We start from the raw sequence: 24,797 nt of genomic DNA, 5'->3' as shown, positions 1-24,797 counted from the left end.
AGGCCAGCATGACCGACACCACCGAAACGCACGAGGCGGAGACCGCCCAGCAGGGCGCGATCTCCGACTTCGGCATCGACACGACCTCCATGTCCACCGGCGAAGCGGTGCGCGACTACTGGGCCAGGGTCCGCGGCGGCGAGCTCGGCTCGCTTCCCGCGCTCCTCGGGCTCGTGGTGCTGCTCATCGTGTTCAGCTCGCTGTCCGACACGTTCTTCACCCTGGGCAACCTCGCCAACCTGCTCCAGCAGGGCGCCAGCATCACCATCATCGCGATGGGCCTGGTGTTCGTGCTGCTGCTCGGCGAGATCGACCTGTCGGCCGGTACCGCGTCCGGTGTGACCGCTGCGGTGATGGCGCTGCACCTGATCCACAACGGCAACCTGCTCGGCGGCATGGGCGACACGGTGTTCTACGTGTTCTGCGGCCTGCTGGTGCTGGCGATCGTGCTCGCCGTGGTGATGAAGATCTGGGCGGGCGCCGCGCTGTCGGCCATCGCACTGGTGATCGCCGCCGTCGGCGTTCCCGCGAACGCCTGGCTGGAGATGCTGCTCGCCGTCTGCGTCGGCGCGGCCATCGGCTGCATCACCGGCTTCCTGGTCGCGAAGGTCGGCATCCCGTCGTTCGTCGTGACCCTGGCGCTGTTCCTCGTGTGGGGCGGTGTCGTGCTGCAGCTCATCGGCCAGGGCGGCACGCTCGGCCTGCGGGACGACACGATCTTCAACGTCGCCAACGGCAACCTCAACTTCGTCGGCTCGTGGGTGCTGTTCGTCGTCGCCGTCGGCGGCTACGCGGCGGTCGTGCTCACCCGGCACTTCTCCCGCCTGCGCCGGGGCCTCGTGGCCCAGCCGACCACGCTGGTGCTGGCCAAGATCGGTGCCCTCGCGGTGCTGGCCGCCGTCATCACCTACGCGCTCTCGCTCAACCGCGCGCCGAGCAACCTCGTCGTCATCGAGGGTGTGCCGTACGTGGTGCCGCTGGTGCTCGTGCTGCTGGTGATCGGCACCTTCGTGCTCGACCGCACCTCCTACGGCCGCCACGTCTACGCCGTGGGTGGCAACAAGGAAGCCGCGCGCCGTGCCGGCATCAACGTCGAGCGGATCCGGATGAGCGTCTTCGTGATCGCCTCCTCCGCCGCCGCGATCGGCGCGATCGTGTACTCGTCGAAGGTCGGCTCGGTCGACCCGAACGCCGGTGGCGGCAACACGCTGCTGCTGTCGGTCGGTGCGGCCGTCATCGGTGGCACGTCGCTGTTCGGTGGCAAGGGCCGTCTGCGCGACGCCGTCATCGGTGGCGCCGTGCTCGCGATCATCCAGAACGGCATGGGCCTGCTCAAGCAGCCCGCCGCGGTCGTGTTCATCGTGACCGGTCTGGTCCTGCTGCTCGCCGCGAGCGTCGACGCCCTGTCCCGACGCCGAGCGGCGAACTCGGCTCGCTGACGCGGTGACTGGACCCACGTCCGGCACCCGTCCCGACGAGATCCGCAGGCACAACAGGACGGCGCTGCTGCGCCGCCTGCACGTCGACGGACCGTCCACCAGGGCGTCGCTCGCGGCCGAGCTCGGGCTCAACCGCAGCACGATCAAGGCACTGGTGGACGGTCTCGCCGAAGCCGGCGTGGTCGCCGAACGCGTGCCCGCTCTGCGCAGCGGAGCGGGCCGCCCGTCCCTGCTCGTCCTGCCCCAGCCGCACGCGGCGGTCGTGATCGCGATCGACGTGCGCGTGGAGCACGTGGCGATGGGGTTCGTCGGCCTCGGTGGGGAGATCCTCGGGCGGGACAGCTGGAACCTGCACCGGACGCGTGATCCGGGTGAGGTCATCACGCACATCGTCGACTCGGCGCGCCTCATGGCCGACGACCTCGACGCCACCGCCGTCGGAGTGGGCGTCTCGGTGCCCGGAGTCGTGCGGCGTGCCGACGGGCACGTGCACGAGGCACCGAACCTGCACTGGACGGACGTGGCCCTCGGCACACGCCTGGAGGCGGTGCTGAAGGTGCCCGTCCAGGTCGGCAACGACGCGGAGCTCGGCGCGCTCGCGGAGCACGTGCGCGGCGCGGCGCAGCAGTCCTCGGACATGGTCTACATCTCCGCCGACGTGGGCGTCGGCGGCGGCGTGATCCTGTCGGGGCAGCCGTTGCGCGGCACCGGCGGCTACGTCGGCGAGCTGGGGCACATGGTGGTCAACCCGCGCGGGCGGCAGTGCTACTGCGGCTGCACCGGCTGCTGGGAGACCGAGGTCGGGGAACCGGCGCTGTGCCGGGCACTCGGCCTGCCCGACGACGCCCCGCGCGGCGCTGTCGTCGCGGCGCTGCGGGCACTCGACGACCCGTCCGTGCTCGACGAGTTCGCCGACTGGCTCGCACTGGGGCTCGCGAACATCGTCAACGTCCTCGGCCCGGAGATGGTCGTGCTGGGCGACCTCTACACGGCGCTGCCGGCGTCGGTGGTCGACGGGGTCAGCGCGGCCGTGCAGCGGCGCAGCCTCGTCTCCAGGGCCGTCGGCGGCACCCAGGTCGTCACGTCCCCGCTGGGCAGGGACGCGAAGCTCGTCGGCGCAGCGGAGCTGGCCTTCGAACCGGTGCTCGACACCATCTGACCGCTGGGGGAGACCACCCGCGGAAGCGAAGGGGCCGGAGATCCAGTGGATCTCCGGCCCGAGCGGCTAGGTGGGGTGGAAGTCAGCCCTGCTGAATCTCAGCAGCGAGTTCGCGCAACTTCTCACTGTGCGCGCGAGCGTGGTGCCCGCAGAACAGCAGCTCGCCCCCGGACGGGAGCAAGGCGCGAACCTGGGCAGCAGCCCCGCAGCGGTCGCAGCGGTCGGCAGCGGTCAACTCGGGGCGGGTGAGTGCTGCAGTCATGATGAATCTCCCTCCGTCCCAGCAACGAAACGTTGTGTTCCGGTGCCCTCTTACCAAGCTGCGACCACAGCGCCCCTGGCTTGGTGCGCGTGCTCGCTGGCTCCACTCTGACAGACGTTTTGGCGATAGTCAGTGTTCCCGTGTGCGTGGCGACTCGCGTCACTCCGGGATTTACCCGCTTGACGCAGGCTCACACCTGGGTTTGCCACCGGTTCACCGGCTTGACAGGTACCCACAGCAACCGAAAACGTGCTGGTGGAGCAGCCCTTCAGGGCCGTTCGGTCGGTTGCGTGCAACCGGGAGTGTGATATTGGTTGCTCTTGTCCGCCCGCAGCGAACAGGTCACGAACGTCCCACGATTCGGACGCGGAACCGTGATCAAAACGCCCTCGCAAGCACCTGACTTGAAAGCACGACGGCCCCGCACCGAACCGGTGCGGGGCCGTCGTGCGTATGTCTTTGTAAGACGCTGTCCTAGTCGAGGTAGTCGCGCAGGACCTGCGACCGCGACGGGTGCCGCAGCTTCGACATCGTCTTCGACTCGATCTGCCGGATGCGTTCCCGCGTGACGCCGTAAACCTGGCCGATCTCGTCGAGCGTGCGCGGCTGGCCGTCGGTGAGGCCGAAGCGCAGCCGGACGACGCCCGCCTCGCGCTCGGACAGCGTCGCGAGCACGGACTGCAGCTGGTCCTGCAGCAACGTGAACGAGACGGCGTCCACGGCGACGACGGCTTCCGAGTCCTCGATGAAGTCACCGAGCTGGCTGTCGCCCTCGTCACCGATCGTCTGGTCCAGCGAGATGGGCTCACGCGCGTACTGCTGGATCTCCAGCACCTTCTCCGGCGTGATGTCCATTTCCTTGGCGAGCTCTTCGGGAGTGGGCTCGCGGCCCAGGTCCTGCAGCAGCTCGCGCTGGATGCGACCCAGCTTGTTGATGACCTCGACCATGTGCACCGGGATGCGGATGGTGCGGGCCTGGTCGGCCATCGCGCGGGTGATCGCCTGGCGGATCCACCACGTGGCGTACGTGGAGAACTTGTAGCCCTTGGTGTAGTCGAACTTCTCGACCGCGCGGATCAGGCCCAGGTTGCCCTCCTGGATCAGGTCCAGGAACGCCATGCCGCGGCCGGTGTAGCGCTTGGCCAGCGACACGACGAGGCGGAGGTTCGCCTCGAGCAGGTGGTTCTTGGCGCGCTCGCCGTCGCGGACGATCCAGCGCAGGTCGCGGCGCAGCTGCGGCGTGAGCTTCTCGGCCTCCTCCTCGGAGCGGCGCACGCGTTCGGCGGCGTAGAGACCGGCCTCGATGCGCTTGGCCAGCTCGACCTCCTCCTCGGCGTTGAGGAGGGCGACCTTGCCGATCTGCTTGAGGTAGGCGCGGACCGAGTCGGCCGAGGCGGTGAGCTCCGCGTCCTTGCGCGCCTGGCGCAGGGCCTCGGACTCCTCCTCGTCCCAGACGAAGTCGCCCTCGCTCTTGGGGTCCTCGGCCTCTTCCGGCTCGTCGGCGATCGGCTCGTCGACCAGCTCGACGTCCTCCAGGTCGCCTTCGCCGGGAGCGCCTTCCACGTCCTCCGGCTCGTCGCCCTCGCCGGCCTTCTTCGGCCCGCCCTTGGCGGCGGCGTCCTTGGCCCCTGCCTTGCGCGGAGCGCGGGTGGTCTTGGCGCCGGCGGCCTTGGCTGCGGGCTTCTTGGCTGCCGCAGCGGTCGTCTTGCGCTTCGTCGTCTCCTCGGCCTCGCCGGCCGCGGTCGACTTGGTGGTCTTGGCGGCGCTCGCGGCGGAGCTGGAGCGTCGGGTTGCGGTTTCTGCGGCTGCCACGTACGCCCTTTCGCGACGGTCGTTCAAGGCTGACCAGAGGGCGCGAAACCTCGGTCGCCAGAGTTCAGGGGATCTCCCCGCCGATCTTGACTGGCGGGTGTGCGTTCCATTGTAACGACGTCCGTGACGCGGTGTTGCGCCCCGAGGCTGTTCGAGGCGCTCCCACCTGCGTTCTCGCAGCTAGATCCAGTCGAGAGGAACGGACACGTTTCGGTGTCGGTTACCCGCTACGGCCGGGCGCCGTGCGCCGCGGCCCACGCGACACCGACGATGCCCGCGTCGTTCTTCAGCGCGGCCGCGACGACCTCCGTGCGCACCTTGAGCAACGGCAGCCACTTGTGCGCCTTCTTGCTCACGCCGCCGCCCGCGATGACGAGGTCCGGCCAGATGAGGTCCTCCAGCACGTTGACGTACCGGCTGACCCTGGGCGTCCACTCCTCCCAGGACAGCTCCTTCTCCTCCTTGACCGACGCCGCCGCGCGCTTCTCCGCGTCGTGCCCGTCGACCTGGAGGTGGCCGAACTCGGTGTTCGGGACGAGCTTGCCGTCCAGGAACACCGCGCTGCCGATGCCCGTGCCGAACGTCAGCAGCACCACGGTCCCGAGCCTGTCCACACCCGCGCCGTACGACATCTCCGCGATGCCGGCGGCGTCCGCGTCGTTCATCACGACGATGTCCTCGGGCTTGCGGCCCAGGCGTTCGGCGAACAACGACGCCGCGTCGCAGCCGATCCAGCCCTTGTCCACGTTCGCGGCGCTGTGCGCGACGCCGTGCTTGACGACGCACGGCAGCGTCACGCCGACCGGTCCGTCCCACTGGAACTTCTCGACGATCTCGGCGACGACGTCCGCCACCGCGTCGGGAGTCGAGGGCTGGGGCGTGGGGATCCGCATCCGTTCGCCGTCCAGTGAGCCGGTTTCGAGATCGACCAGCCCGCCCTTGATGCCGGAGCCGCCGATGTCCACACCGAACCCGCGGGTGATGCCCATCCCCGTGGTCCTTCCTACTCGATTCAGTAACCGTGGTGCGCAGACATTAGCCTGACGTTGTCCGATAGTCCCGTGCTAGTGACGCAGGAGGGAACCGGTCGTGCTTGATCCCCGGCCACTCGTCGACATCGCCGCAGCCATCGGACGGGAAGCAGGTGCTCTCGTCCAGCGCATGCGCGCGTCCGCGGTGGTGTCGTTCGACACGAAGAGCACCTCCACCGACGTGGTGACGGAAGCCGACCGCGCCTCGGAACAACTCGTTCGGACGCGTCTGTCCGAGGCCCGGCCCGGTGAGCCGGTGCTGGGCGAGGAGGAGGGCGGGTCCGTCGGCTCCGGCCTGACCTGGGTCGTCGACCCGATCGACGGCACCGTCAACTACCTCTACGGCATCCCCTGGTACTCGGTGTCGATCGCGGCGCAGCTCGACGGCGAGTCGGTCGCCGGCGCGGTCTTCGAGCCGGCGACCGGCCGGATGTGGACGGCGGCGCGCGGGCACGGCGCGTTCCTCGACGGCGAACCGGTGCGCGTATCGGCGGCCACGGACCTGTCGCTGTCGCTGCTGGGCTACGGCTTCGAATACCGCGCCGAACGCCGTCAGCGCCAGGCCGACACCTGGGCAGCGATGTCGACCCGCGTGCGGGACATGCGCCGTGCCGGTGCCGCCTCGCTCGACCTGTGCTCGGTGGCCGCCGGTCGCCTCGACGCCTACGCCGAGCACGGCCTGGGCCGCTGGGACTGGGCGGCGGGCGCGCTGGTCGCCGCCGAGGCGGGTGCGGTGGTGCGGCTGCCGGGGACGTCGCCGGAGCTGGGGGAGGACGCCACGTTCGCCGCCGCGCCCGGTGTCGCCGACGCCATGTACACGGCGTTGGTGGAGTCGGGCTTCGGCAAGGTCTGATTGACGCGGCTCGTGCACGTTGACCGGATCAACATGTGGGTTGATCCGGTCAACTGATGACTGATCGCTGTCCAGTCAACCTGGACTCAGCTGGAGCCGTCTGGCTCACGGCCGGGTGGAGCGGGACGAGAGGTCAGCAGGTCACTTCACGGGCCGCGGCCACGTTGTCGGCGTTCAGCGTCGGCGGGTTCGGCTCGGCGACCTGACCGCCCTGCTGCTCCGGCTGCTGGTCCGCCCACTCCTTGAGCTGGTCGAGGACCTTGCGGGCGGCGCTGTTCGGCTTGACCTCGTCGAACTTCTTGCCCACCGACACGTCGACGGTCGCGTCCTGGCGGTCGTCGCGCACCAGCTCCAGGCACGGTTCGACGAGCGACAACGTCCGCGCCGCCTGGGCGCCGGGCGCACCGAAGCGGAGCTGGCCGCGGCAGTTCATGTCCCCCGCGGGGTAGACCGGGTCGTTGCCGGGTTCGGCCGCCTGCTTCATGCCGAGCTCGGTGAGCATCACCGCCACGGCCTTCGCGTGGTTGCGCTGCGTCGAGGCGTTCACCACGCGGAAGTTCACGTCACCCACCGGAACCGGGTTCGTGCGGTCCAGCGCGTCGTGCTCCAGCACCGTGCCCAGGGCGGGCGGCGGCGCGACCGGTGCCGCCGCCGGGTCGACCACGCTCGTCACGTTCGTGGTCGTGCCGCCGGGCGGGTTGCACCTGATGGCCGCGTCCACGTCACTGGCGCTGCCGAGCACCTCCACCCACACGAAGACGGAGCTGACCAGCAGTACCGTGAACAGGATGAGCGCGGGTACCGGCCGGCGCCGCTTGTACGGCGTCAAGCTTCCCGATGCGGGTCCCACGTCCGAAGCCCTCCCCGTGTTCCAACCCTCTGATCAGCCTAGGCCCTGCCCGGCCGGCGTGCGCCGCGGCGCACGTGACCCACCGCACCGGCCCGGTCGCTCTCAGTCAGGACGGTACCTGCCCGGAGCGAGGTTGCACGCCGAGCCGAAGGTGCTCCCGCACAGGGTATCGGTCCAGCGTAGAAAGGTTGTGTCACCCGTCCGGTCGGTAAGGGGTAACCCGATGTCGGGTCATTCGGGCAGTGAGCTACCCTCTGCGCGCTCCGCACACATGTCGATCAAGCCGACGGTCACGTCAAGGGGGTTGGCTTGCCACGGAGTGCGAGAGACCTACGTCACCTTGACGTGGGGCACAAAAGAGGGCGCTGGAGCGTTAACCAGCGACACGAACAGTCTCCGTAGACCGCAGGGGTGAAGAAGATGGCGACCGACTACGACGCGCCGCGTCGCAGCGAGGCGGACGAACTCGCTGAGGACTCCCTCGAGGAGTTGAAGGCCCGGCGGAACGAGACGCAGTCCGGCGTCGTCGACGTCGACGAGGACGCGAGCGCGGAGAACTTCGAGCTCCCCGGAGCCGACCTGTCCGGCGAGGAGCTCACGTTCAAGGTCCTGCCCAAGCAGGCCGACGAGTTCACGTGCTCCAAGTGCTTCCTGGTGCACCACCGCAGCAGGCTCGCCGAGGACAACGGCGGCGTGTACATCTGCCGCGACTGCGCCTGATCCGCAGGCCTCAACAGCACTGGGCGCTCACCCGCACGGGTGGCGCCCAGTTGTGTTTGACCGACCTCGACGGCACCGTCGAACTTCAGCCTTTCGGGGAAACCTCAGGCCTTCAGCGCGGCGGCGAGCCGCTCGGGGTGGCGGGTGCTGACCAGCCAGTAGGGCGTCGGGTCCTCCAGGTCGGTCACCCGCACGCGCACCATCGGCTTGACCCAGCCGCGGTGCAGCACGAACGCCGCCGGGTCGAGCTCACGACCCATGGCGGCGCGCCGGGCCTCCGGCGCGATGACCTCCACCTCGCCCAGCAGCTCCAGCGGGATGTGCGCCTCGCCCACGCGCAGCTCACCGCCGGACACCTCGACCTTCGTCGACCCCATCCGGACGATCAGCAGGACGGTCAGCGGCAGCAGGACCGCGTACGGCAGCCAGGAGCGCACCCCGGGGAACCCCATGTGCACCTCGGCGGCCAGCAGCGCGGCGGCCAGCAGCGGCAGCGGCCAGATCCACCACGTCACGTACAGGCGCTCGCGGAAGGTCGTAGTGGCGGTCACGGCAGTCTCACTCACGTCGTCAGGGTAATCTCGGCCGCCGTGTCCAGCGTCGAGGTGTTGCTGACCCGGCTCGATCCGGGGGTTCCCGTGCCCGCCTACGCCCGTCCCGGCGACGCGGGCGCCGACCTGGTCACCACGTCGGACGTGGTCATTCCACCAGGCGAGCGCGCGGTGGTCGGCACCGGTGTCGCGATCGCGCTCCCCGACGGGTTCGCGGGCTTCGTGCACCCCCGCTCCGGCCTGGCCGCGCGGGTCGGGTTGAGCGTGGTGAACACGCCGGGGACGATCGACTCGGGCTACCGCGGTGAGATCCGCGTTTGCCTCGTGAACCATGATCTGCGTGAGCCGATCGCCCTCTCGCGCGGCGACCGGATCGCCCAGCTCGTCGTGCAACGCGTCGAGCACGCGGTGTTCCGGGAGGTCACGGCGCTGCCGGAGACGGAGCGCGGTGCGGGGGGCTACGGCTCGACCGGCGGGCACGTGGTGCTCGCCGGCACGGCAACCACAGAGACCGAGGGGTAAGGGATGTTCGGAAGGCGCCGCAAGCGCGGTCGTCACTCCGCGGGGGGCGTTGACACCGGCCTGGAGAACGACGAGGTCTTCGACGACGTGGAAGGCCCGTGGGACTCGACCGTCGCACCGAAGGACGACGTGCAGCGGCTCGACCTGGGTTCGGTGCTGCTGCCCATGCCGGACGAGGCCCAGCTGCAGGTCGAGATGGACCAGCAGAGCGCATCCGTGCGCGCGGTGCACATCCTCACGCCCGTCGGTCAGCTGACGGTGAGCGCGTTCGCCGCGCCGAAGTCCGGTGGCCTCTGGAAGGAGGTCGGCGCCGAGCTGATCGCGGGCCTCAAGGAGGACGGCGCTCGCATCAACCGGGAGAACGGCGAGTGGGGCGAGGAGATCACCGCGCGCAACCAGGGCGTGCAGATCCTCTTCGTCGGCATCGACGGCCCGCGCTGGATGCTGCGCGGTGTCGCCGCCGGTCCCGAGGAGCACTTCGAGCACAACGCCGCGGCGTTGCGCGAGATGATCCGCGGCACCGTGGTCGTGCGCGGTGAGCAGCCGATGCCGCCCCGCACCCCGCTGCCCGTCGAGCTGCCGGAGGCGATCGCCCGGCAGATCCAGCAGCAGCAGGGCTAACGCCCCTGCGCCCGACGCCACGCCTGCACCGCACGCCCCAGCGCGTGCGGGTAGGCGTCCAGCGTCGTCTCCACCAGCTCGGCGCGCGGCAGTGCGTCCGCCCACGCCCGTGCGACCTCGACCGGGTGCACCGGGTCGTCGACGCAGCCGACGATCCCCGCGGGCACGTCGAGGGACCTCAGCTCCGCCAGGGTCGGCGCGACCGACTCGGCCGCCTCGGCGAGGTGCGGCACGAGCAGCTCGCCGTAGCCGTGCCAGGCGCGCCGCAGCTCGTCGTGCAGCCAGCCGGACGTGCCGGCGAGCGCCGCGTCGATCCCATGTGCCGCAACGACTTGCGCGCTCGCCCTCGCCGCGAGTGCGGCCGGTGCGCCGTCCGGGCTGCCGTTCCACGCGGGCAGCGCGAGCACGAGCCCCGCGCACCGGTCCGGGTTGCGGACCGCCCACGACGCGGCGACGTGGGCGCCGAGCGAGACGCCCCCCACCACGATCGGGTGCTCTGCGGCGGCGTGTTCCAGTGCCGTCAACCGTTCACTGAGTGTGCGGACGTGCGGAGCGTCAATCACTGCTCCGACCTGCGACAACGGGTCCGTGAAGACGGAACGGACAAACACGGCGTCGGAGGCGGTACCGGGCAGCAGGAGGACAGTCTCGACAGGCACGGCCGAGATTGTCCGCCCTCGTGCGTACCCTCACTGTCAGACGGTCCACACCACTGGGCCACCAAGGCACTGCAGGAGTCGGGGATGGGCGGCTATTGGCACCGCTTGGTGCGTCGCTTGACCAGCGACGTCGCCGAGCTCGACGCGGACGACCTGTCGCGGAAAGCGGAGGCCGTCGGCGCGGTGAAGGCCTGCGACTGCAAGTCCGGTGAGGAGGTCACCGTCCTGGGCCGGCTCCGCAGCGTGGAACTCTGCCCCCGCGACGCGGCCGCCACCCTGGAAGCCGAGCTCTACGACGGCACCGAGGGCGTCACCCTCGTCTGGCTCGGCCGCCGTCGCATCGCGGGCATCGAGCCTGGTCGGACGATCAAGGCCCGTGGCCGCATCGCCGTGCGCGACGGGCGCAAGGTGCTCTACAACCCCTATTACGAGTTGCAGATCGCTTCATGACCTCAGCCAAGACCGAAGAAAAGCAGCCCACCGTCCTCGAGCAGATGGGCGGAGTGAGCGGAATGCTCTACTCCTCGCTGCCCGTCGTCGTCTTCGTGATCGTCAACTTCGCCGCCAAGAACCTCATGGCCGCGATCATCAGCGCCCTGGCGGCGGCCGTCGTGATCGGCGTGGTCCTCGCCGTCCGCAAGGGCACGATCCAGCCCGCCATCTCCGCCGTCTTCGGCGTCGGCATCGCCGCGTTCATCGCCTACAAGACAGGTGAGGCCAAGGGCTTCTTCCTGTTCGGCATCTGGCAGAGCGTCGTCTACGGCGGCGCGTTCCTGCTGTCGATCCTCGTGCGCTGGCCGCTGGCCGGCGTGATCTGGGCTTTCCTCAACGGCAGGGACCGCTCCTGGCGCTCCGACAAGGCCTCGCTGCGCGACTACGACATCGCCACCTTCGTGTGGGCGCTCGTCTTCTTCGCCCGCTTCGTCGTGCAGCGCTGGCTCTACGAGGAGGACCAGGTCGGCTGGCTGGCCGTCGCCCGCCTCGGCATGGGCTACCCGCTGATGGCCATCGCCCTCGTCGCCACCGTGTGGGCCGTCCGCCGCGCCGACAAGCGCCTCAAGGCCGCGGAGGAAGCAGCCGAGCGGGAGGCGGAGGCCGAGCTCGCCGCGGAGACCGACGAGGTCCTCGCCCGCACGGCCGACGACCTGCTCACCCCGGACATGGACGAGCTGAAGCGCACCGTCGAGCAGGAGTCGCGCGAGAAGTCCCGCGACTGACGCACTTTCGACACGGACAGGGCCGGGCCTCCGCGAGGAAGCCCGGCCCTGTCCCGTTCCACACGGGGCTCGTCGCGGTACCGGCCGCTCGCTAGCACTGGCCGAAGAGCGCGCGCAGCCCGCACCGCCCGGTGACGCCGACTGCCGCGTACGTGGTGTGCAGGTGGTTGTCGACGGTGCGCTTGGCGATGGCCAGGCGGTCGGCGATCTCGGTGTTCGTCAGCCCCGCCACGGCCAGGCGCGCGATCTCCCGCTGGCGGTGGGTGAGGGCGACGAGCGTGCTCGTGACCGCCAGGCCCGGTGTGGTCGCGCCGTCGAACGACTCGGCGAGCGCGGCGGCCTGCCGTTCCAACCGGTCCGCGTCGCGGGGCCGGTCGTGCAGGCGGGACAGGCGGCCGGCCTCGGCGATCGACTCGGCGGCGAACAACGTGGCACCGCACGCCAGGAACGCCGCCGCCACCTCCTCCAGCCCCGCCGGGTCACGCAACGCGCGCGCCTGCGCGTGGGTGGCGTATGCGGTTGTGAGCGGGTCTTTGCGCGACTTCGCCAGTTCCAGCAGACGCGGTGAGGTGTCGGCACCGAACCGTGCTGCGTCGTGCAGCGACACGATCTCCTCGGAATGTGCGCCGTGGGCCCATGCGGCGGCGGCGTTGTCCAATGCTGCCTGCACGGCCTCATCGACCCGTCCCGCACTCGCGAGCACCCACGACCGTGCGCCACCGACGGCGAACCGTGCCACGCGCCAGGCCGGTCGCAACCCGGCCTCGGCACCGGCCAGCGCGCGTTGCGCGCGATCGGTCTGCCCCCGCAGTGCGGCTCCGGTGGCGAACTCGGCCAGCAGCACGACGTCCCACAGCGTCAGCGGTGCGTTCGGCTCGGGAAGGCCTTCGGCGCTGATCCGCACAGCCGCCGCCGCTTGTCCGCGCATGCGCGCGCTCTGGCTCAACAACACCCGCGACGACACCTGGGATGCCGGGCGGTGCCCTTCTTCAGCCAACGTCCGCGTGGCACGTTCCTCGGCCGGCGCCAGGTCACCGGAGAGCAGAAGGCTCGCCGTGCAGACCTCGTCATCGGCTTCGACCCGCGCGATGGCGTCGGCGTGGTGGCCGCTGAGCCGGTCGGCGACCGCGAGCACCCGCCGGCCGGCCCGTTCGTCCTCGGCGAGCAGCAGCGCGCCGACCAGCCGGAGCACCGGTACTGGTGCGGCCTCCACCGCGAACTCCGCCGCGGTGTGCAGGACCGCGCGTTCCAGCTCCGCGGGCAGTGCCGCCGCTGTCAGCTCGTCCAGCACGGCGACAGCGGCTTCCTCGTCTCCCAGACCGAAGAACAGCTCGGACGCCCGCGTGCGGGCGACCTCGACCCGCCGCGCTTCGTCGCGCCCGACCAGGGGCAACTGATCGCTCACAGCTGGTAAGTGCGCGGATGCGCTCCGCAGATACCGCTCGATCGGTGCGTCATGCGGTCCGATGCCGACGTCGGGGCCGCATGACACTCCTGAAGCCGGGAACGACCAGCCACAGCGCAGCGGTCGAGATCGCCGGTCCCAACCGGTTTAACGGCATCGCGGTGCAGCTATGGGACTGCCATGGCGGCGACGACCAGCACTGGAACGCACCCTGATGTCCGATATCCAGTACATCAGCACGCTATATATCGGATATGAGCTCTAGCTCCGAGCCCATATCCGATATGCAGTATCCGATATGCGGTATATCAGTAGCCGAGCGCGGACTTGATGTCCTGCTCGACCGCGGCGGTCGTGACGAACAGCAGCTCGTCGCCGCCTTCGAGGGTGTCGTCCGGCTGCGGCACGATGACCCGCCCGCCCCGCAGGATCGTCACCAGCGCGGCGTCACGCGGCAGGGTCAGCTCCGACACCGCGCGCCCGGCGAACGGCGTCGACTCGTCGAGCGTGATCTCCACCAGGTTCGCCTGGCCCTGGCGCAGCGTCAGCAGCCGCACCACGTCGCCGATCGTCACCGACTCCTCGACCATCGCGGCGAGCAACCGCGGCGTCGACACGGCGACGTCGACCCCCCACGACTCGGTGAAGAGCCATTCGTTCGTCGGGTCGTTTACCCGCGCCACCACGCGCCGCACCGCGAACTCGGTCTTCGCGAGCAGCGACACCACCAGGTTGACCTTGTCGTCACCGGTCGCGGCGATCACCACGTCGCACAGCTGCATGCCGGCGTCCTCCAGGGACGACAGCTCGCACGCGTCGGCCTGCACCCACTCGGCCTGCTCCACCGAGTTCGGGTCGAAGTGCGCCCGGTCCCGTTCGATCAGCATGACCTGGTGCCCGTCCTGGACGAGCTCCTGCGCGATGGACCGCCCCACCGCACCCGCACCAGCGATCGCGATCCGCATCAGCTCTCCTCCGGTGCCTGCAGCGCCGCGGCCGCGACGTCGGTGACCGTGCCGGACAGCGCCGCCACGTAGATGGTGTCGTCCGCCTGCACCGTGGTCTTCGCGTCGGGCAGCACGCCCGTGCCGAACCGCATGAGGAACGCCACCCGCGCCCCCACCGCGGCCTCCAGTTCGAACACCGGCCGGCCGACCCACCGCTCGTCGACCTCGACCGGCAGCACCGCCACCGTGCCGGACGGGTCGCGCCACGCCGTCGCTGCGCCCTCGGGCAGCAGCATGCGCAGGAACCGGTCGGTGCTCCACGGCACCGTCGCCACCGTCGGGATGCCCAGCCGCTCGTACACCGCGGCCCGCTTGTGGTCGTAGATGCGCGCGACGACGTGCTCCACGCCGAACGTCTCCCGCGCCACCCGCGCCGAGATGATGTTCGAGTTGTCGCCGCTGGAGACCGCCGCGAACGCGCCGGCGCGCTCGACACCCGCCTCGATCAGCACGTTGCGGTCGAACCCGTTCCCGACGACCTGCTGGCCGTGGAAGTCCCCGCCCAGCCTGCGGAACGACTGCGCGTCCTTGTCGATCACGGCGACCTGGTGGTCCAGCCGTTCCAGGGCCTTGGCCAGGGACGCCCCCACCCGCCCGCAACCCATGATCACCACGTGCACCGAATGCCTCCTCAGGCGAACTCTGCGCAGAACCTACCGAGCATTAGCCCGTCCCGGTGAGCGGACCCCTTACGCTCTGGCCGTGTCCAAGCTCGCCACCGCTGCCAAACGCCTCCTGGTCGGACGGCCGTTCCGCAGCGATCGCCTCGCTCACACCCTGCTGCCCAAGCGCATCGCCTTGCCGGTCTTCGCCTCCGACGCCATGTCGTCGGTCGCGTACGCGCCGGAGGAGATCTTCCTGATGCTGTCGGTGGCGGGCTTGAGCGCCTATGCGATGGCACCGTGGGTGGGGGTGGCGGTCGTGGTCGTGATGCTGACCGTGGTCGCCAGCTACCGGCAGAACGTGCACGCCTACCCGTCGGGTGGCGGTGACTACGAGGTCGCGACGGTCAACCTGGGCCGCAGGGCGGGGCTGACGGTGGCGAGCGCCCTGCTCGTCGACTACATCCTCACCGTCGCGGTGTCGATCTCGGCGGCGATGGCGAACATCGGCTCGGCGATCCCGTTCGTCGCCACGCACAAGGCCGAGTTCGCGGTCGCGGCCATCGTGCTGCTGACGGCGGTGAACCTGCGCGGCATCCGCGAGTCCGGCAGCGCGTTCGCCGTCCCCGTCTACGCGTTCATGATCGGCGTGTTCGGCCTGATCGGCTACGGGCTGTTCCGCGGCTTCGTCCTGGGCGACGAGATGCGTGCGGAGAGCTCGGGCCTGGAGATCCACGCCGAGTCGGACCACCTGATGGGACTGGCGTTCGTGTTCCTGGTGCTGCGGGCTTTTTCGTCCGGTTGCGCCGCTTTGACCGGTGTCGAGGCGATCAGCAACGGCGTGCCCGCGTTCCGCAAGCCGAAGTCGCGCAACGCCGCGACGACGTTGTTGCTGATGGGCGGCATCTCGGTCGTCATGCTGATGGGCCTGATCATCCTCGCCCAGCTCACCGACGTGCGGATGGCCGAGTCGCCCGCGCAGCAGATCACCAACGCCCCTGAGGGCTACGAGCAGAAGACGATGGTGGCGCAGATCGCGCACGCCGTGTTCGACAGCTTCCCGCCCGGCTTCTACTTCATCGCCGGCGTCACCGCGCTCATCCTGGTGCTCGCCGCGAACACCGCGTTCAACGGCTTCCCGGTGCTCGGCTCGATCCTCGCCCAGGACCGCTACCTGCCCCGCCAGCTGCACACCCGCGGCGACCGGCTGGCGTTCTCCAACGGCATCCTGTTCCTCGCCGGCTTCGCGGTCGTGCTGGTGATCGCGTTCGACGCCGAGGTCACCCGGCTGATCCAGCTCTACATCGTGGGCGTGTTCGTGTCGTTCACGCTCAGCCAGCTCGGCATGATCAAGCACTGGCAGCGGCTGCTCAGGACCGAGACCGACGCCCAGGCACGCACCAGGATGCGCCGCTCCCAGATGATCAACACCTTCGGCCTGGCGCTGACCGCGACCGTGCTGATCATCGTGCTCATCACGAAGTTCACGAAGGGCGCGTGGATCGCCATCGCGGCGATGGCGGCCATCTACGCGTTGATGACCGCGATCCGCAAGCACTACGACACCGTCGCCGAGGAGCTGCGCCAGCAGGAGCGGGTCCGCACGCTGCCGGCCCGCAACCACGCGATGGTCCTGGTGTCCAAACTGCACATGCCGACGCTGCGCGCGCTGTCCTACGCGAAGGCCACCCGCCCGGACGTGCTGGAGGCCGTCACGGTCAACGTCGACGACGGCGACACCCGCAAGCTCGTCGCGGACTGGGAGCGGGAGAACTTCAAGGTCCCGCTGAAGGTCATCGAGTCGCCGTACCGCGAGATCACCAAGCCCGTCCTCGACTACGTGAAGCGGGTCAGGTCGGACAACCCGCGCGATGTCGTTACGGTGTTCATCCCCGAGTACGTGGTCGGCCACTGGTGGGAGCAGCTGCTGCACAACCAGAGCGCGTTGCGGCTCAAGGGAAGGCTGCTTTTCCAGCCGGGAGTGATGGTGACGAGCGTGCCCTGGCAGCTCACGTCGGCGGCCAAGGTCCGCGACAAGGACGTCATCGCGCCCGGCGCTGTCCGGAGGGGACTTGACGACCGGTGAGCTGGGTAGGACGACGTTTCGAGGTAGAGGTGGGGCCCGTCGCGCACGGCGGGCACTTCGTCGCACGGCACGAGGGCCGTGTTCTGTTCGTGCGCCACGCATTGCCCGGTGAGCGCGTTGTCGCCTCCGTGTACGAGGACAACGGCGGGTCGTTCTGCCGTGCGGACGCCGTGGAGGTCCTCCAGGCGTCACCGGACCGCGTCGAGGCCCCGTGTCCGTTCAGCGGGCCGGGGCTGTGCGGCGGCTGCGACTTCCAGCACGTGGCGTGGGACGCGCAACGGGAGCTGAAGGCGCAGGTCGTCCGCGAGCAGCTGAGCCGTCTCGGCAAGATCGAGCGGGACGTGGTCGTGGAGGCGCTGCCGGGCGGGCCGCTGGAGTGGCGGACCCGCATCCGGATGGCCGTCGACGGTGACGGGCGACCCGGTTTCCGCGGCACCCGTTCCCACGATGTGATCCCGGTCGACCACTGTGTGATCAGCCGGCCGGGCATGGTCGAGGCCGTGACCGACCGCAGGTGGCGGGCGCAGGAGCTGACGATCGTCCAAGACGGTGACGGCAACCGCCATGTGGGTGAGGTGCGTGGCCGACACACCGTGCGACGCGCCGGAACCGGTACGGCCGTCGAGACGGCCGCCAGCCGAAAGTGGCGAATTTCCGCCGACGGCTTCTGGCAGGTCCACCCGGCGGCGGCGGACACGTTCGCGACCGTCGTGGGGCAGTGGGCCGCGGCCGAGCCCGGCCAGCGCGCGTGGGACCTCTACGGCGGCGCCGGGCTGTTCGCGTCGGTGCTCGGCCGCCAGGTCGGCGACACCGGGTCCGTGCTGGTCGTGGAGTCCTTCCCGGGCGCGGTCGAGGACGGCAGGCGCAACCTGCGGCGCATGCCCCAGGTCGAGTGGGTCGTGGGCAAGGTCGAACGCCTGGTGACCCGTCCGCTGCCGGTGGAGGACCCGCAGGTCGTGGTCCTCGACCCACCGCGCAAGGGGGCGGGCAAGGTCGTTGTGGCTGAAGTCGCACGGCGCCGTCCGCAGCGGGTGGTCTACGTGGCCTGCGACCCCGCCGCACTGGCACGTGACCTGGCCGAATTCACAGTTCAGGGGTACCGGCTCGACCAGCTGCGGGCCTTCGACGCGTTCCCGATGACCCACCACGTGGAGTGCATCGCCCTGCTCGTACCTGAGACGCGCTGACCATGCGTCTCAGTCGCGTCTCCGTAGACTGAGCCGAAGTCTTCAGGAGTGAGGTGGCGTGGTGACCCTGCTGGAGTCCGTGCACGGACCGGCTGATCTGAAACGGATGGACGAGGCGCAGCTGACGCAGCTGTGCGAGGAGATCCGGCGTTTCCTGGTCGACAAGGTGTCCAAGACGGGCGGGCACCTCGGCCCGAACCTGGGTGTCGTCGAGCTGACCGTGGCACTGCACCGGGTGTTCGACTCGCCGCAGGACCCGATCGTGTTCGACACCGGGCACCAGTCGTACGTCCACAAGATCGTCACCGGCCGGCGCGACGGTTTCGACCGGCTGCGCCAGCAGGGCGGCATGTCGGGCTACCCGTCGCGGTCGGAGTCCGAGCACGACGTGCAGGAGAGCTCGCACGCCTCGACGGCGCTGTCCTACGCGGACGGCCTGGCCAAGGCGAAGCAGATCAACGGCAGCGGCGGTCACGTGGTCGCCGTCGTCGGCGACGGCGCGCTGACCGGCGGCATGTGCTGGGAGGCGCTGAACAACATCGCGGCGGACAAGACGCGCCCGGTCGTGATCGTGGTCAACGACAACGGCCGCTCGTACTCGCCGACGATCGGTGGTCTCGCCGACCACCTGTCGTCGCTGCGGCTGCGCCCCGGCTACGAGCGCGTGCTGGAGAAGGGCAAGAGCGCCCTGCAGCAGACGCCGTTCTTCGGCAAGCCGCTCTACGCCGCCCTGCACGCCGCCAAGCGCGGCATCAAGGACGCGCTGGCGCCGCAGGCGATGTTCGAGGACCTCGGCCTCAAGTACATCGGCCCGGTCGACGGCCACGACCAGGCGACGCTCGAGTCCGCGTTGCAGCGCGCGAAGTCGTTCGGCGGCCCGGTGATCGTGCACGCGGTCACCCGCAAGGGCATGGGCTTCGCGCCGGCCGAGAACCACGAGGCCGACCAGATGCACGCCACCGGGATCATCGACCCGATCACCGGCGAGGACGTGAAGCCGGCCGGCCGGACCTGGACGCACGTGTTCTCCGACGCGCTCGTCGACGTCGGCCGCGAGCGCTCCGACGTCGTGGCGATCACCGCCGCGATGCAGGGGCCCACCGGCCTCGACCCGTTCGCCAAGGCGTTCCCGGAGCGCTTCTTCGACGTCGGCATCGCCGAGCAGCACGCGCTGACCTCCGCCGCCGGCCTCGCCATCGGCGGCCTGCACCCGGTCGTCGCCGTCTACGCCACGTTCCTCAACCGGGCGTTCGACCAGCTGCTCATGGACGTCGCGCTGCACCGGCAGGGCGTCACGGTCGTGCTCGACCGCGCGGGCGTCACCGGCCCGGACGGCGCGTCGCACCACGGCATGTGGGACATGTCGATCCTCGGCGTGATCCCCGGCGTCCACGTGGCGGCGCCGCGCGACGCCGCCTCGCTGGTCGAGGAGCTGCGCGAGGCCGTGGACATCTCCGACGCGCCCACCGTCATCCGCTACCCGAAGGCGTCCGTGGGCAAGGACCTGCCCGCGGTGGAACGCGTGGGCTCGGTCGACGTGCTCCGCCGCTCCGGCAACGACGTGCTGCTGGTCACGGTCGGCGCGCTGGGCGAGCTGGGGCTGGAAGCCGCGCAACGGCTTGAGGACCAGGGCATCGGCGTGACGGTCGTCGACCCGAGGTGGATCTACCCGATGTCGGGTGACCTCGTGGAGCTGGCCGCGGCGCACAAGCTCGTCGTGACAGTCGAGGACGGCGGCCGCCACGGCGGCTTCGGTTCGGCGTTCGCAGCCGCGCTGCGCGACGCCGACGTCGAGGTGCCGTTGCGCGACATCGCCCTGCCGCAGCAGTTCCACGACCACGGCTCGCGCGGCGAGGTGCTGTCGCTGTGCGGCATCACCGCGCAGGACGTGGCGCGCCGCGTCACCGAGTGGGCGGCCCGCCTGGAGTGCCTGCCGGTGGAAATCGACGCGCGGGCGGACAAGCAGGTCGGCTAGCCTCCTCCTCGCGCCCGCTCCCCGGTGGCCCGGCAGGTCTTCCTCGCCCGGGTTCCACGATCGAAGCGGGCACTGGGTGCCTTAAAAGCACCAGGTTCGAATCCTGGAACCACGACCCCGGTCGCACACGGGGACGTCGGGCCCTGCGCGTCCCTTGTGGACGCCCGCCCGCCGTCCCGCCGGCCGGGGTCGTGGTGTACCCGGACCGAGGGGGGAGAGATGGTGAAGCACACGCTGTACCCGTGGGAGCGGGGTGTCCGGTTCGATCGCGGTGTGCTGGTGGGCGAGGTCGGTCCCGGCCGGCACCGCCTGCCGTGGCGGGCCGCGCTGCACCGCGTCGACGTCCGCCCGTGCACGATGACCCCGGCGGCGCAGGACGTGCCCACCTCCGACGGTGTGCTGGTGCGCGTGACCGTCGTGGTGCGGTGGGCGGTGTCGTCGCCGACGAGGTTCATCGTCGAGTCAGCGTCTCCCGAAGCTGAGCTGTACACGGCCGTGCAGCTGGCGTTGCGCGGTTCGGTGCTCACGCGCGCACATTCGGCGGTGGACCCCGAGCGCGAGGCCATCGCGGCCGAGGTCGCCGCCGGTGTCGCCGCACGTGCCGAAGAGCTGGGCATCTCCGTTGCCGAGGTGGCCGTGCGCGACGTCGTGATGCCCGGTGAGCTGCGCCGTGCGGCGCTGGCCGAGCTGGTCGCGGCCGCGGAGGGACGGGCCGCGCTGGAACGGGCGCGCGGGGAGACCGCGGCGCTGCGGTCGTTGCTGAACGCCGCCCGGCTGGCCGAGGAGCACCCGGCGCTGCTGGAGCTGCGGGCGTTGCAGGCGGCGTCGACCGTCGTCGTGGACCGGCCTAGGCGAGCCTGACCGGCAACGAGCGCAGCCGGCCGCCCATGATCCCGACCGGTTCGGTGCGGGTGGGGACGGCGGTCAGCCGCGCGTTCGGGTAGGCGGTCCGGAACGTCTCCGCGAGGGCGCGCAGCTCCAGCTGGGCCAGCTGCGCGCCGATGCAGTAGTGCGGGCCGTGCCCGAACACCAGGTCCGGGACGCGGGTCAGGTCGACCAGCACGGGCGAGCCCGCGGGCACCCTCGTGCCGCCGAGGTCCACCTCGGCCGTGGTGAAGCGCCACAGCGTGTACGGCGCCGGTGGGTGCTCCCGCAACGACTCCCGCACCAGCACGTCCGGCGGCTCGTCGGTAGTGAGCAGGCGGGCGACGAGCGAGCCGGCCGCGAGGTCGGTGGTGATCTGCCCGGCGAACAGGATCGTGAACACCTGGTAGTGCAGGTCCTGCTCGGTCGTGCCGGGCGGCATGCGGAGCTCCGCGGTCGCCTCCGCCGACAGCCGTGCGAAACCGGCCATGACGGCGGGGACGTGCGCCGGGTAGTCGACCAGCATCAGGCGGCACGACGTCATCGCCGTCTCGACGTGGTGCGCGGGGATGCCGAGCAGCTCGCACAGCACCGCCAGCGGGTACCGCGGCGTGAAGTCCTCGACGAGGTCGACCTCGTCGGGCAGCTCACCGAGCAGCTGCTCCGCGATATATCGCACACGGGGGTAGAACGCGCGCAGCTTCGCGGCGTTGAACAGCGGCGCGAAGGCCTTGCGCAGCTCCGCGTGCGGCTCACCGTCGAGCGTGGTGATCGCGAGCTGTTGTCCGGCTGTCGGTTCGAGGCCCGCTGTCGCGGCGTCCCAGTGCTTCGGCGCGAGCGCGGTGTCCTTGGCGAACCGGCTGTCGTTGAGCACCTCCTTCGCCAGGCCGGGTTCGGTGACGATCCAGACGGGGTGGTCGTACCAGATTTGCTGCATCACGCAGTGACTGTATCGCACAGTAGCTGCGTTGCGCAGTGATTGTGCGGCGCTCGTATGCTCGCGACCATGACGCAGCTGCTGGACGAGGTCCTGCGTGCCGTGGCCAGGTGGCAGATCCCGGTGATCCAGTTCAACGGGATGCTCGCCGAGCGCCTCGGCATGAACTGGACAGACCTCCAGGCGCTGTTCGTGCTGGCCAACGACGGCCCGGCCACTCCGGGCGAGCTCGCCAAGCGGGTCAACCTGACCAGCGGCTCCGCCTCGCGGATGATCGAGCGGCTCGTCCGGGCCGGGTACGTGCGCCGAGTGCCGGACCCGCACGACCGGCGCAAGGTCGTCATCGAACCCGACGACGACGCGGTGCGCCGGGTCGGCGGGCTCTACGACTCGCTGAACGAACGGCACCTGGCCGACCTCGGCTCGTTCGACGAGACCGAGCTGGCCGCGGTGCTGCGGTTCCTGCGGACCGCGGCCGCCCGCACGGAGGAGCAGATCCGACAGGGCCTGTGAAGGTGCCGTTAAGCGCCTTCTCAGGTGTTTGTGGCACCTTTGTGGCGTGCGGATATTGGTAGTCGAGGACGAGGTGCCGCTGGCCGACGCGATCGCTCGCGGCCTGAGGCGCGAGGGCATGGCCGTGGACGTCGCCTACGACGGCGAGACCGGGCACGAGAAGTCGACGGTCACCAGGTACGACGTCGTCGTCCTCGACCGGGACCTGCCCGGCATGTCCGGTGACGAGCTGTGCAAGGAGATCCTCAGCTCTGGCGCGCTGACCAGGGTCATGATGCTGACCGCCAGCGGGTCGATCGAGGACCGCGTGTCCGGGCTCTCGCTGGGCGCCGACGACTACCTCGCCAAGCCCTTCGCGTTCCCCGAGCTCGTCGCACGCGTGCGCGCACTGGCCCGCCGCGCGACGCCGGCGACGCCGCCCGTGCTCTCGGCGCAGGACGTCGAGCTCGACCCCGCACGGCGGACCGTGTCCCGCGGCGGGACGCCGATCGAGCTGACCCGCAAGGAGTTCGGCGTGCTCGAGGTCCTCCTCGCCGCCAAGGGCTCCGTCGTCAGCAGCGAGGAGCTGCTCGAACGCGTCTGGGACGAGAACGCCGACCCGTTCACCACGACCGTGCGCGTCACCGTGATGACGTTGCGCAAGAAGCTGGGCGAGCCGGGCATCATCGACACCGTGGTGGGTTCCGGTTACCGGGTGCCCAGTGCCTCGATCGGGTCTGCAGAGGTCTGACACGTGCGACGGCGCGGGCCGGGGCTGAGGCTCCGGATCACGCTCCTCACCACCGCGCTGGTCGCGGTGGTGAGTGCTGTGCTGCTCGCGCTCGGGTGGGTGCTGGTCGGCCGCGTCTTCGACTCGTCACCGTCGTTCCCCGCAGGCAGTCAAGTCAACGTTGACGGCGTCAACGTCGACGTGACGGTGTTGACGGAGGCGTTGACCACCGCAGCTCGCCAGGACCTCGTGCGGGCGGGGCTGGTGGCGTTCGCGTGCATGGTGCTGGCCGCGGCCGTGCTGGCGTGGACGTTCACCGGCCGGGTGCTCAAGCCCCTGCACGACGTCACCGGAGCCGCACAACGCCTGTCCGCCGAGTCGCTCGGCTCGCGGTTGCGTCTGGAGGGGCCGCGCGACGAGGTCGCGGAGCTCGCGGACACCTTCGACGCGATGCTCGACCGCCTCGAAGCCGCCTTCGACTCCCAGCGCCGGTTCGTCGCGAACGCGTCGCACGAACTGCGCACCCCCCTGTCCGTGGTGCGCACCGAGCTGGACGTGACCCTGTCCGACCCGGACGCCGACGTCGAAGAGCTGCGGCGCATGGCCGGCGTCGTGCGCGCGGCGGGGGAGCGGGCCGAACAACTGGTGTCCGCGCTGCTGTTGCTCGCGCGCACGGACGGCATCGGACTCGCGGTCCGCGAACCCGTCGACCTGTCGGCGTTGGTCGAGTCGGCGTGGAGGGCCGTGCGCGCGGAGGCCGAGGCACGCCATCTGCGCACCGTCTTCCGCTGTGCGCCCGCACTCGCCGTCGGCGACCCGGCACTGCTGGAGCGCATCGCGGGCAACCTGCTGGAGAACGCCGTCCGGCACAACCACGTCAACGGCTGGATCGAGACAACAGTCGAGACCGGCCCGCAGTGGTCGGTGCTGCGGGTGTCGTCGTCAGGTCAGCTCATCGCCCCGGACCGCGTCGAGGAGCTGTTCGAGCCGTTCCGCCGCGGGGTCAAGGACCGGACCAGCCAGTCCGGCACTGGCCTCGGACTGTCGATCGTGCGCGCCGCCGTGGCCGCGCACGGCGGGTTTGTGCAGGCAGTGGCCGTGCCGGCGGGTGGTCTGTCGGTGACCGTGCACCTGCCCAGCGCACCTCAGTGAGGCTGGATGCAAGATCTTCGACGTGGCCCCGGTCACACTGTGCGTCGATCTTGGGGTGTTTAGGCCGTCCGTGCGGGGCCTGACCTGCGCAGACGTAGTGGTGGACCCCCGATTTGGATGTTGGGAGGCCGCCGTGTAAATTTCTCTCTGCCAGCGCGGAACGGGCCGGGAAACACCGGAACGGAGCGTGGCGAAAGACTTCTAAGCCTGACACAGCCCCGGAAGTGACTCTCCTCGGAGATGAGCTGCGGTGAGCGCGTGTTCTTTGAGAACTCAACAGCGTGCCGATAACACAGCCAGTAATATGAATACTCCTCGTCAGGAGTATTCCTTTGAGTAGCTAGACCAGATTGCCAGACATATTCCGTCTGGAGCGATCAACACAATCCTTATTGGAGAGTTTGATCCTGGCTCAGGACGAACGCTGGCGGCGTGCTTAACACATGCAAGTCGAGCGGTAAGGCCCTTCGGGGTACACGAGCGGCGAACGGGTGAGTAACACGTGGGTAACCTGCCCTGTACTCTGGGATAAGCCTTGGAAACGAGGTCTAATACCGGATACGACCAAAAATCGCATGATTCTTGGTGGAAAGTTCCGGCGGTATGGGATGGACCCGCGGCCTATCAGCTTGTTGGTGGGGTAATGGCCTACCAAGGCGACGAC

At 70.0% G+C, this 24,797-nt stretch carries 26 protein-coding genes and 1 rRNA gene; 17 read left to right on the top strand and 10 right to left on the bottom strand.

Annotation, left to right across the window (positions count from 1 at the left end; translation table 11 throughout):
• The first annotated feature begins 8 nt into the window (after window positions 1–8).
• Window positions 9–1,439 carry a sugar ABC transporter permease gene (locus tag ACZ7CD_RS37370; RefSeq protein WP_360398318.1) on the top strand — a complete coding sequence of 477 codons (1,431 nt, stop codon included), beginning with the start codon at window positions 9–11 and terminating at the stop codon, window positions 1,437–1,439.
• Window positions 1,440–1,443: 4 nt separating this feature from the next.
• Window positions 1,444–2,598 carry an ROK family protein gene (locus ACZ7CD_RS37365; protein ID WP_360398316.1) on the top strand — a complete coding sequence of 385 codons (1,155 nt, stop codon included), beginning with the start codon at window positions 1,444–1,446 and terminating at the stop codon, window positions 2,596–2,598.
• A gap of 82 nt (window positions 2,599–2,680) precedes the next feature.
• On the opposite strand, the gene ACZ7CD_RS37360 is transcribed toward ACZ7CD_RS37365, so the two are convergent.
• The 3 genes from ACZ7CD_RS37360 to ppgK form a co-directional block, all read right to left on the bottom strand.
• The gene (locus tag ACZ7CD_RS37360; RefSeq protein WP_231642793.1) at window positions 2,681–2,860 is read right to left on the bottom strand and encodes a DUF7455 domain-containing protein; all 180 of its coding nucleotides are present in this window, start codon (window positions 2,858–2,860) and stop codon (window positions 2,681–2,683) included.
• A 474-nt stretch (window positions 2,861–3,334) separates the two neighbouring features.
• Window positions 3,335–4,672 (bottom strand): RNA polymerase sigma factor, encoded by a 1,338-nt coding sequence (locus ACZ7CD_RS37355; RefSeq protein WP_360398314.1) that lies wholly within the window; start codon window positions 4,670–4,672, stop codon window positions 3,335–3,337.
• Between the two features lie 227 nt (window positions 4,673–4,899).
• A complete protein-coding gene (gene ppgK, locus ACZ7CD_RS37350; RefSeq protein ID WP_360398312.1) occupies window positions 4,900–5,661 on the bottom strand; it encodes a polyphosphate--glucose phosphotransferase in 762 nt (253 codons plus the stop codon).
• A 100-nt stretch (window positions 5,662–5,761) separates the two neighbouring features.
• Between ppgK and ACZ7CD_RS37345 the strand changes: the two genes are divergently transcribed.
• Window positions 5,762–6,556, top strand: coding sequence for an inositol monophosphatase family protein (locus ACZ7CD_RS37345; RefSeq protein WP_360398310.1), 795 nt, complete (start codon window positions 5,762–5,764; stop codon window positions 6,554–6,556).
• 133 nt (window positions 6,557–6,689) lie between these two features.
• On the opposite strand, the gene cei is transcribed toward ACZ7CD_RS37345, so the two are convergent.
• Window positions 6,690–7,385, bottom strand: coding sequence for an envelope integrity protein Cei (cei, locus tag ACZ7CD_RS37340; RefSeq protein ID WP_360398308.1), 696 nt, complete (start codon window positions 7,383–7,385; stop codon window positions 6,690–6,692).
• Between the two features lie 441 nt (window positions 7,386–7,826).
• Between cei and ACZ7CD_RS37335 the strand changes: the two genes are divergently transcribed.
• Window positions 7,827–8,126: a DUF4193 domain-containing protein gene (locus tag ACZ7CD_RS37335; RefSeq protein ID WP_086667480.1), complete on the top strand. Its 300-nt coding sequence runs from the start codon at window positions 7,827–7,829 to the stop codon at window positions 8,124–8,126.
• A gap of 104 nt (window positions 8,127–8,230) precedes the next feature.
• Here the strand turns inward: ACZ7CD_RS37335 and ACZ7CD_RS37330 are convergent, their stop codons facing one another.
• On the bottom strand, window positions 8,231–8,692 hold the full coding sequence (locus ACZ7CD_RS37330) for a DUF3093 domain-containing protein (protein ID WP_470380729.1): 462 nt from the start codon (window positions 8,690–8,692) through the stop codon (window positions 8,231–8,233).
• A 24-nt stretch (window positions 8,693–8,716) separates the two neighbouring features.
• Here ACZ7CD_RS37330 and dut point away from each other — a divergent pair, with 24 nt between their 5' ends.
• Window positions 8,717–9,199, top strand: coding sequence for a dUTP diphosphatase (gene dut / locus ACZ7CD_RS37325; protein ID WP_360398304.1), 483 nt, complete (start codon window positions 8,717–8,719; stop codon window positions 9,197–9,199).
• Between the two features lie 3 nt (window positions 9,200–9,202).
• Window positions 9,203–9,820 (top strand): DUF3710 domain-containing protein, encoded by a 618-nt coding sequence (locus ACZ7CD_RS37320; RefSeq protein ID WP_360398302.1) that lies wholly within the window; start codon window positions 9,203–9,205, stop codon window positions 9,818–9,820.
• On the opposite strand, the gene ACZ7CD_RS37315 is transcribed toward ACZ7CD_RS37320, so the two are convergent.
• Complete coding sequence (locus ACZ7CD_RS37315) at window positions 9,817–10,344, bottom strand: alpha/beta fold hydrolase (protein WP_470380728.1); 528 nt, start codon at window positions 10,342–10,344, stop codon at window positions 9,817–9,819. The two genes, ACZ7CD_RS37320 and ACZ7CD_RS37315, sit on opposite strands and share 4 nt — an antisense overlap.
• A gap of 219 nt (window positions 10,345–10,563) precedes the next feature.
• On the opposite strand from ACZ7CD_RS37315, the gene ACZ7CD_RS37310 reads away from it, so the two are divergent.
• Both ACZ7CD_RS37310 and ACZ7CD_RS37305 read left to right on the top strand, forming a co-directional pair.
• On the top strand, window positions 10,564–10,929 hold the full coding sequence (locus tag ACZ7CD_RS37310) for an OB-fold nucleic acid binding domain-containing protein (RefSeq protein ID WP_065913341.1): 366 nt from the start codon (window positions 10,564–10,566) through the stop codon (window positions 10,927–10,929).
• On the top strand, window positions 10,926–11,696 hold the full coding sequence (locus tag ACZ7CD_RS37305; RefSeq protein WP_360398298.1) for a DUF3159 domain-containing protein: 771 nt from the start codon (window positions 10,926–10,928) through the stop codon (window positions 11,694–11,696). The genes ACZ7CD_RS37310 and ACZ7CD_RS37305 overlap by 4 nt, the downstream gene beginning before the upstream one ends.
• 91 nt (window positions 11,697–11,787) lie before the next feature.
• Here ACZ7CD_RS37305 and ACZ7CD_RS37300 read toward each other — a convergent pair whose 3' ends face one another.
• Window positions 11,788–13,101 (bottom strand): LuxR C-terminal-related transcriptional regulator, encoded by a 1,314-nt coding sequence (locus ACZ7CD_RS37300; protein ID WP_470380727.1) that lies wholly within the window; start codon window positions 13,099–13,101, stop codon window positions 11,788–11,790.
• Window positions 13,102–13,181: 80 nt separating this feature from the next.
• Between ACZ7CD_RS37300 and ACZ7CD_RS37295 the strand changes: the two genes are divergently transcribed.
• Entirely contained in the window at window positions 13,182–13,316 is a 135-nt protein-coding gene (locus ACZ7CD_RS37295) for a hypothetical protein (RefSeq protein ID WP_360398294.1), read from the top strand.
• A gap of 93 nt (window positions 13,317–13,409) precedes the next feature.
• Here the strand turns inward: ACZ7CD_RS37295 and ACZ7CD_RS37290 are convergent, their stop codons facing one another.
• Window positions 13,410–14,066, bottom strand: coding sequence for a potassium channel family protein (locus tag ACZ7CD_RS37290; RefSeq protein WP_053738527.1), 657 nt, complete (start codon window positions 14,064–14,066; stop codon window positions 13,410–13,412).
• Window positions 14,066–14,728: a potassium channel family protein gene (locus ACZ7CD_RS37285; protein ID WP_360398292.1), complete on the bottom strand. Its 663-nt coding sequence runs from the start codon at window positions 14,726–14,728 to the stop codon at window positions 14,066–14,068. The genes ACZ7CD_RS37290 and ACZ7CD_RS37285 overlap by 1 nt, the downstream gene beginning before the upstream one ends.
• Window positions 14,729–14,810: 82 nt before the next feature.
• Here ACZ7CD_RS37285 and ACZ7CD_RS37280 point away from each other — a divergent pair, with 82 nt between their 5' ends.
• The 4 genes from ACZ7CD_RS37280 to ACZ7CD_RS37265 all read left to right on the top strand — a co-directional run bounded on the left by ACZ7CD_RS37280 (window position 14,811) and on the right by ACZ7CD_RS37265 (window position 20,819).
• Window positions 14,811–16,796, top strand: a complete 1,986-nt coding sequence (locus ACZ7CD_RS37280) for an APC family permease (RefSeq protein WP_360398290.1) — start codon at window positions 14,811–14,813, stop codon at window positions 16,794–16,796.
• 29 nt (window positions 16,797–16,825) lie between these two features.
• On the top strand, window positions 16,826–17,983 hold the full coding sequence (locus ACZ7CD_RS37275) for a class I SAM-dependent RNA methyltransferase (RefSeq protein WP_458433671.1): 1,158 nt from the start codon (window positions 16,826–16,828) through the stop codon (window positions 17,981–17,983).
• 61 nt (window positions 17,984–18,044) lie between these two features.
• Window positions 18,045–19,958: a 1-deoxy-D-xylulose-5-phosphate synthase gene (gene dxs, locus ACZ7CD_RS37270; protein WP_470380726.1), complete on the top strand. Its 1,914-nt coding sequence runs from the start codon at window positions 18,045–18,047 to the stop codon at window positions 19,956–19,958.
• A gap of 219 nt (window positions 19,959–20,177) precedes the next feature.
• Entirely contained in the window at window positions 20,178–20,819 is a 642-nt protein-coding gene (locus ACZ7CD_RS37265) for an SPFH domain-containing protein (protein WP_470380725.1), read from the top strand.
• Here the strand turns inward: ACZ7CD_RS37265 and ACZ7CD_RS37260 are convergent.
• On the bottom strand, window positions 20,806–21,759 hold the full coding sequence (locus ACZ7CD_RS37260; protein ID WP_470380757.1) for a cytochrome P450 family protein: 954 nt from the start codon (window positions 21,757–21,759) through the stop codon (window positions 20,806–20,808). The genes ACZ7CD_RS37265 and ACZ7CD_RS37260 overlap by 14 nt on opposite strands.
• A gap of 69 nt (window positions 21,760–21,828) precedes the next feature.
• Between ACZ7CD_RS37260 and ACZ7CD_RS37255 the strand changes: the two genes are divergently transcribed.
• From ACZ7CD_RS37255 to ACZ7CD_RS37240, 4 genes are all read left to right on the top strand, one after another.
• Window positions 21,829–22,272 carry a MarR family winged helix-turn-helix transcriptional regulator gene (locus ACZ7CD_RS37255; RefSeq protein ID WP_360398280.1) on the top strand — a complete coding sequence of 148 codons (444 nt, stop codon included), beginning with the start codon at window positions 21,829–21,831 and terminating at the stop codon, window positions 22,270–22,272.
• Between the two features lie 46 nt (window positions 22,273–22,318).
• Window positions 22,319–23,002, top strand: coding sequence for a response regulator transcription factor (locus ACZ7CD_RS37250; protein WP_065913330.1), 684 nt, complete (start codon window positions 22,319–22,321; stop codon window positions 23,000–23,002).
• Window positions 23,003–23,005: 3 nt separating this feature from the next.
• A complete protein-coding gene (locus ACZ7CD_RS37245) occupies window positions 23,006–24,133 on the top strand; it encodes a sensor histidine kinase (protein WP_470380724.1) in 1,128 nt (375 codons plus the stop codon).
• 389 nt (window positions 24,134–24,522) lie between these two features.
• A 16S ribosomal RNA gene (locus ACZ7CD_RS37240) occupies window positions 24,523–24,797 on the top strand; the annotation flags it as partial.

It is taken from the genome of Lentzea sp. NPDC036949, assembly GCF_055608075.1.
Note: the sequence above shows the minus strand (reverse complement) of the source record. Positions and strands in the feature narration are given on the sequence as shown.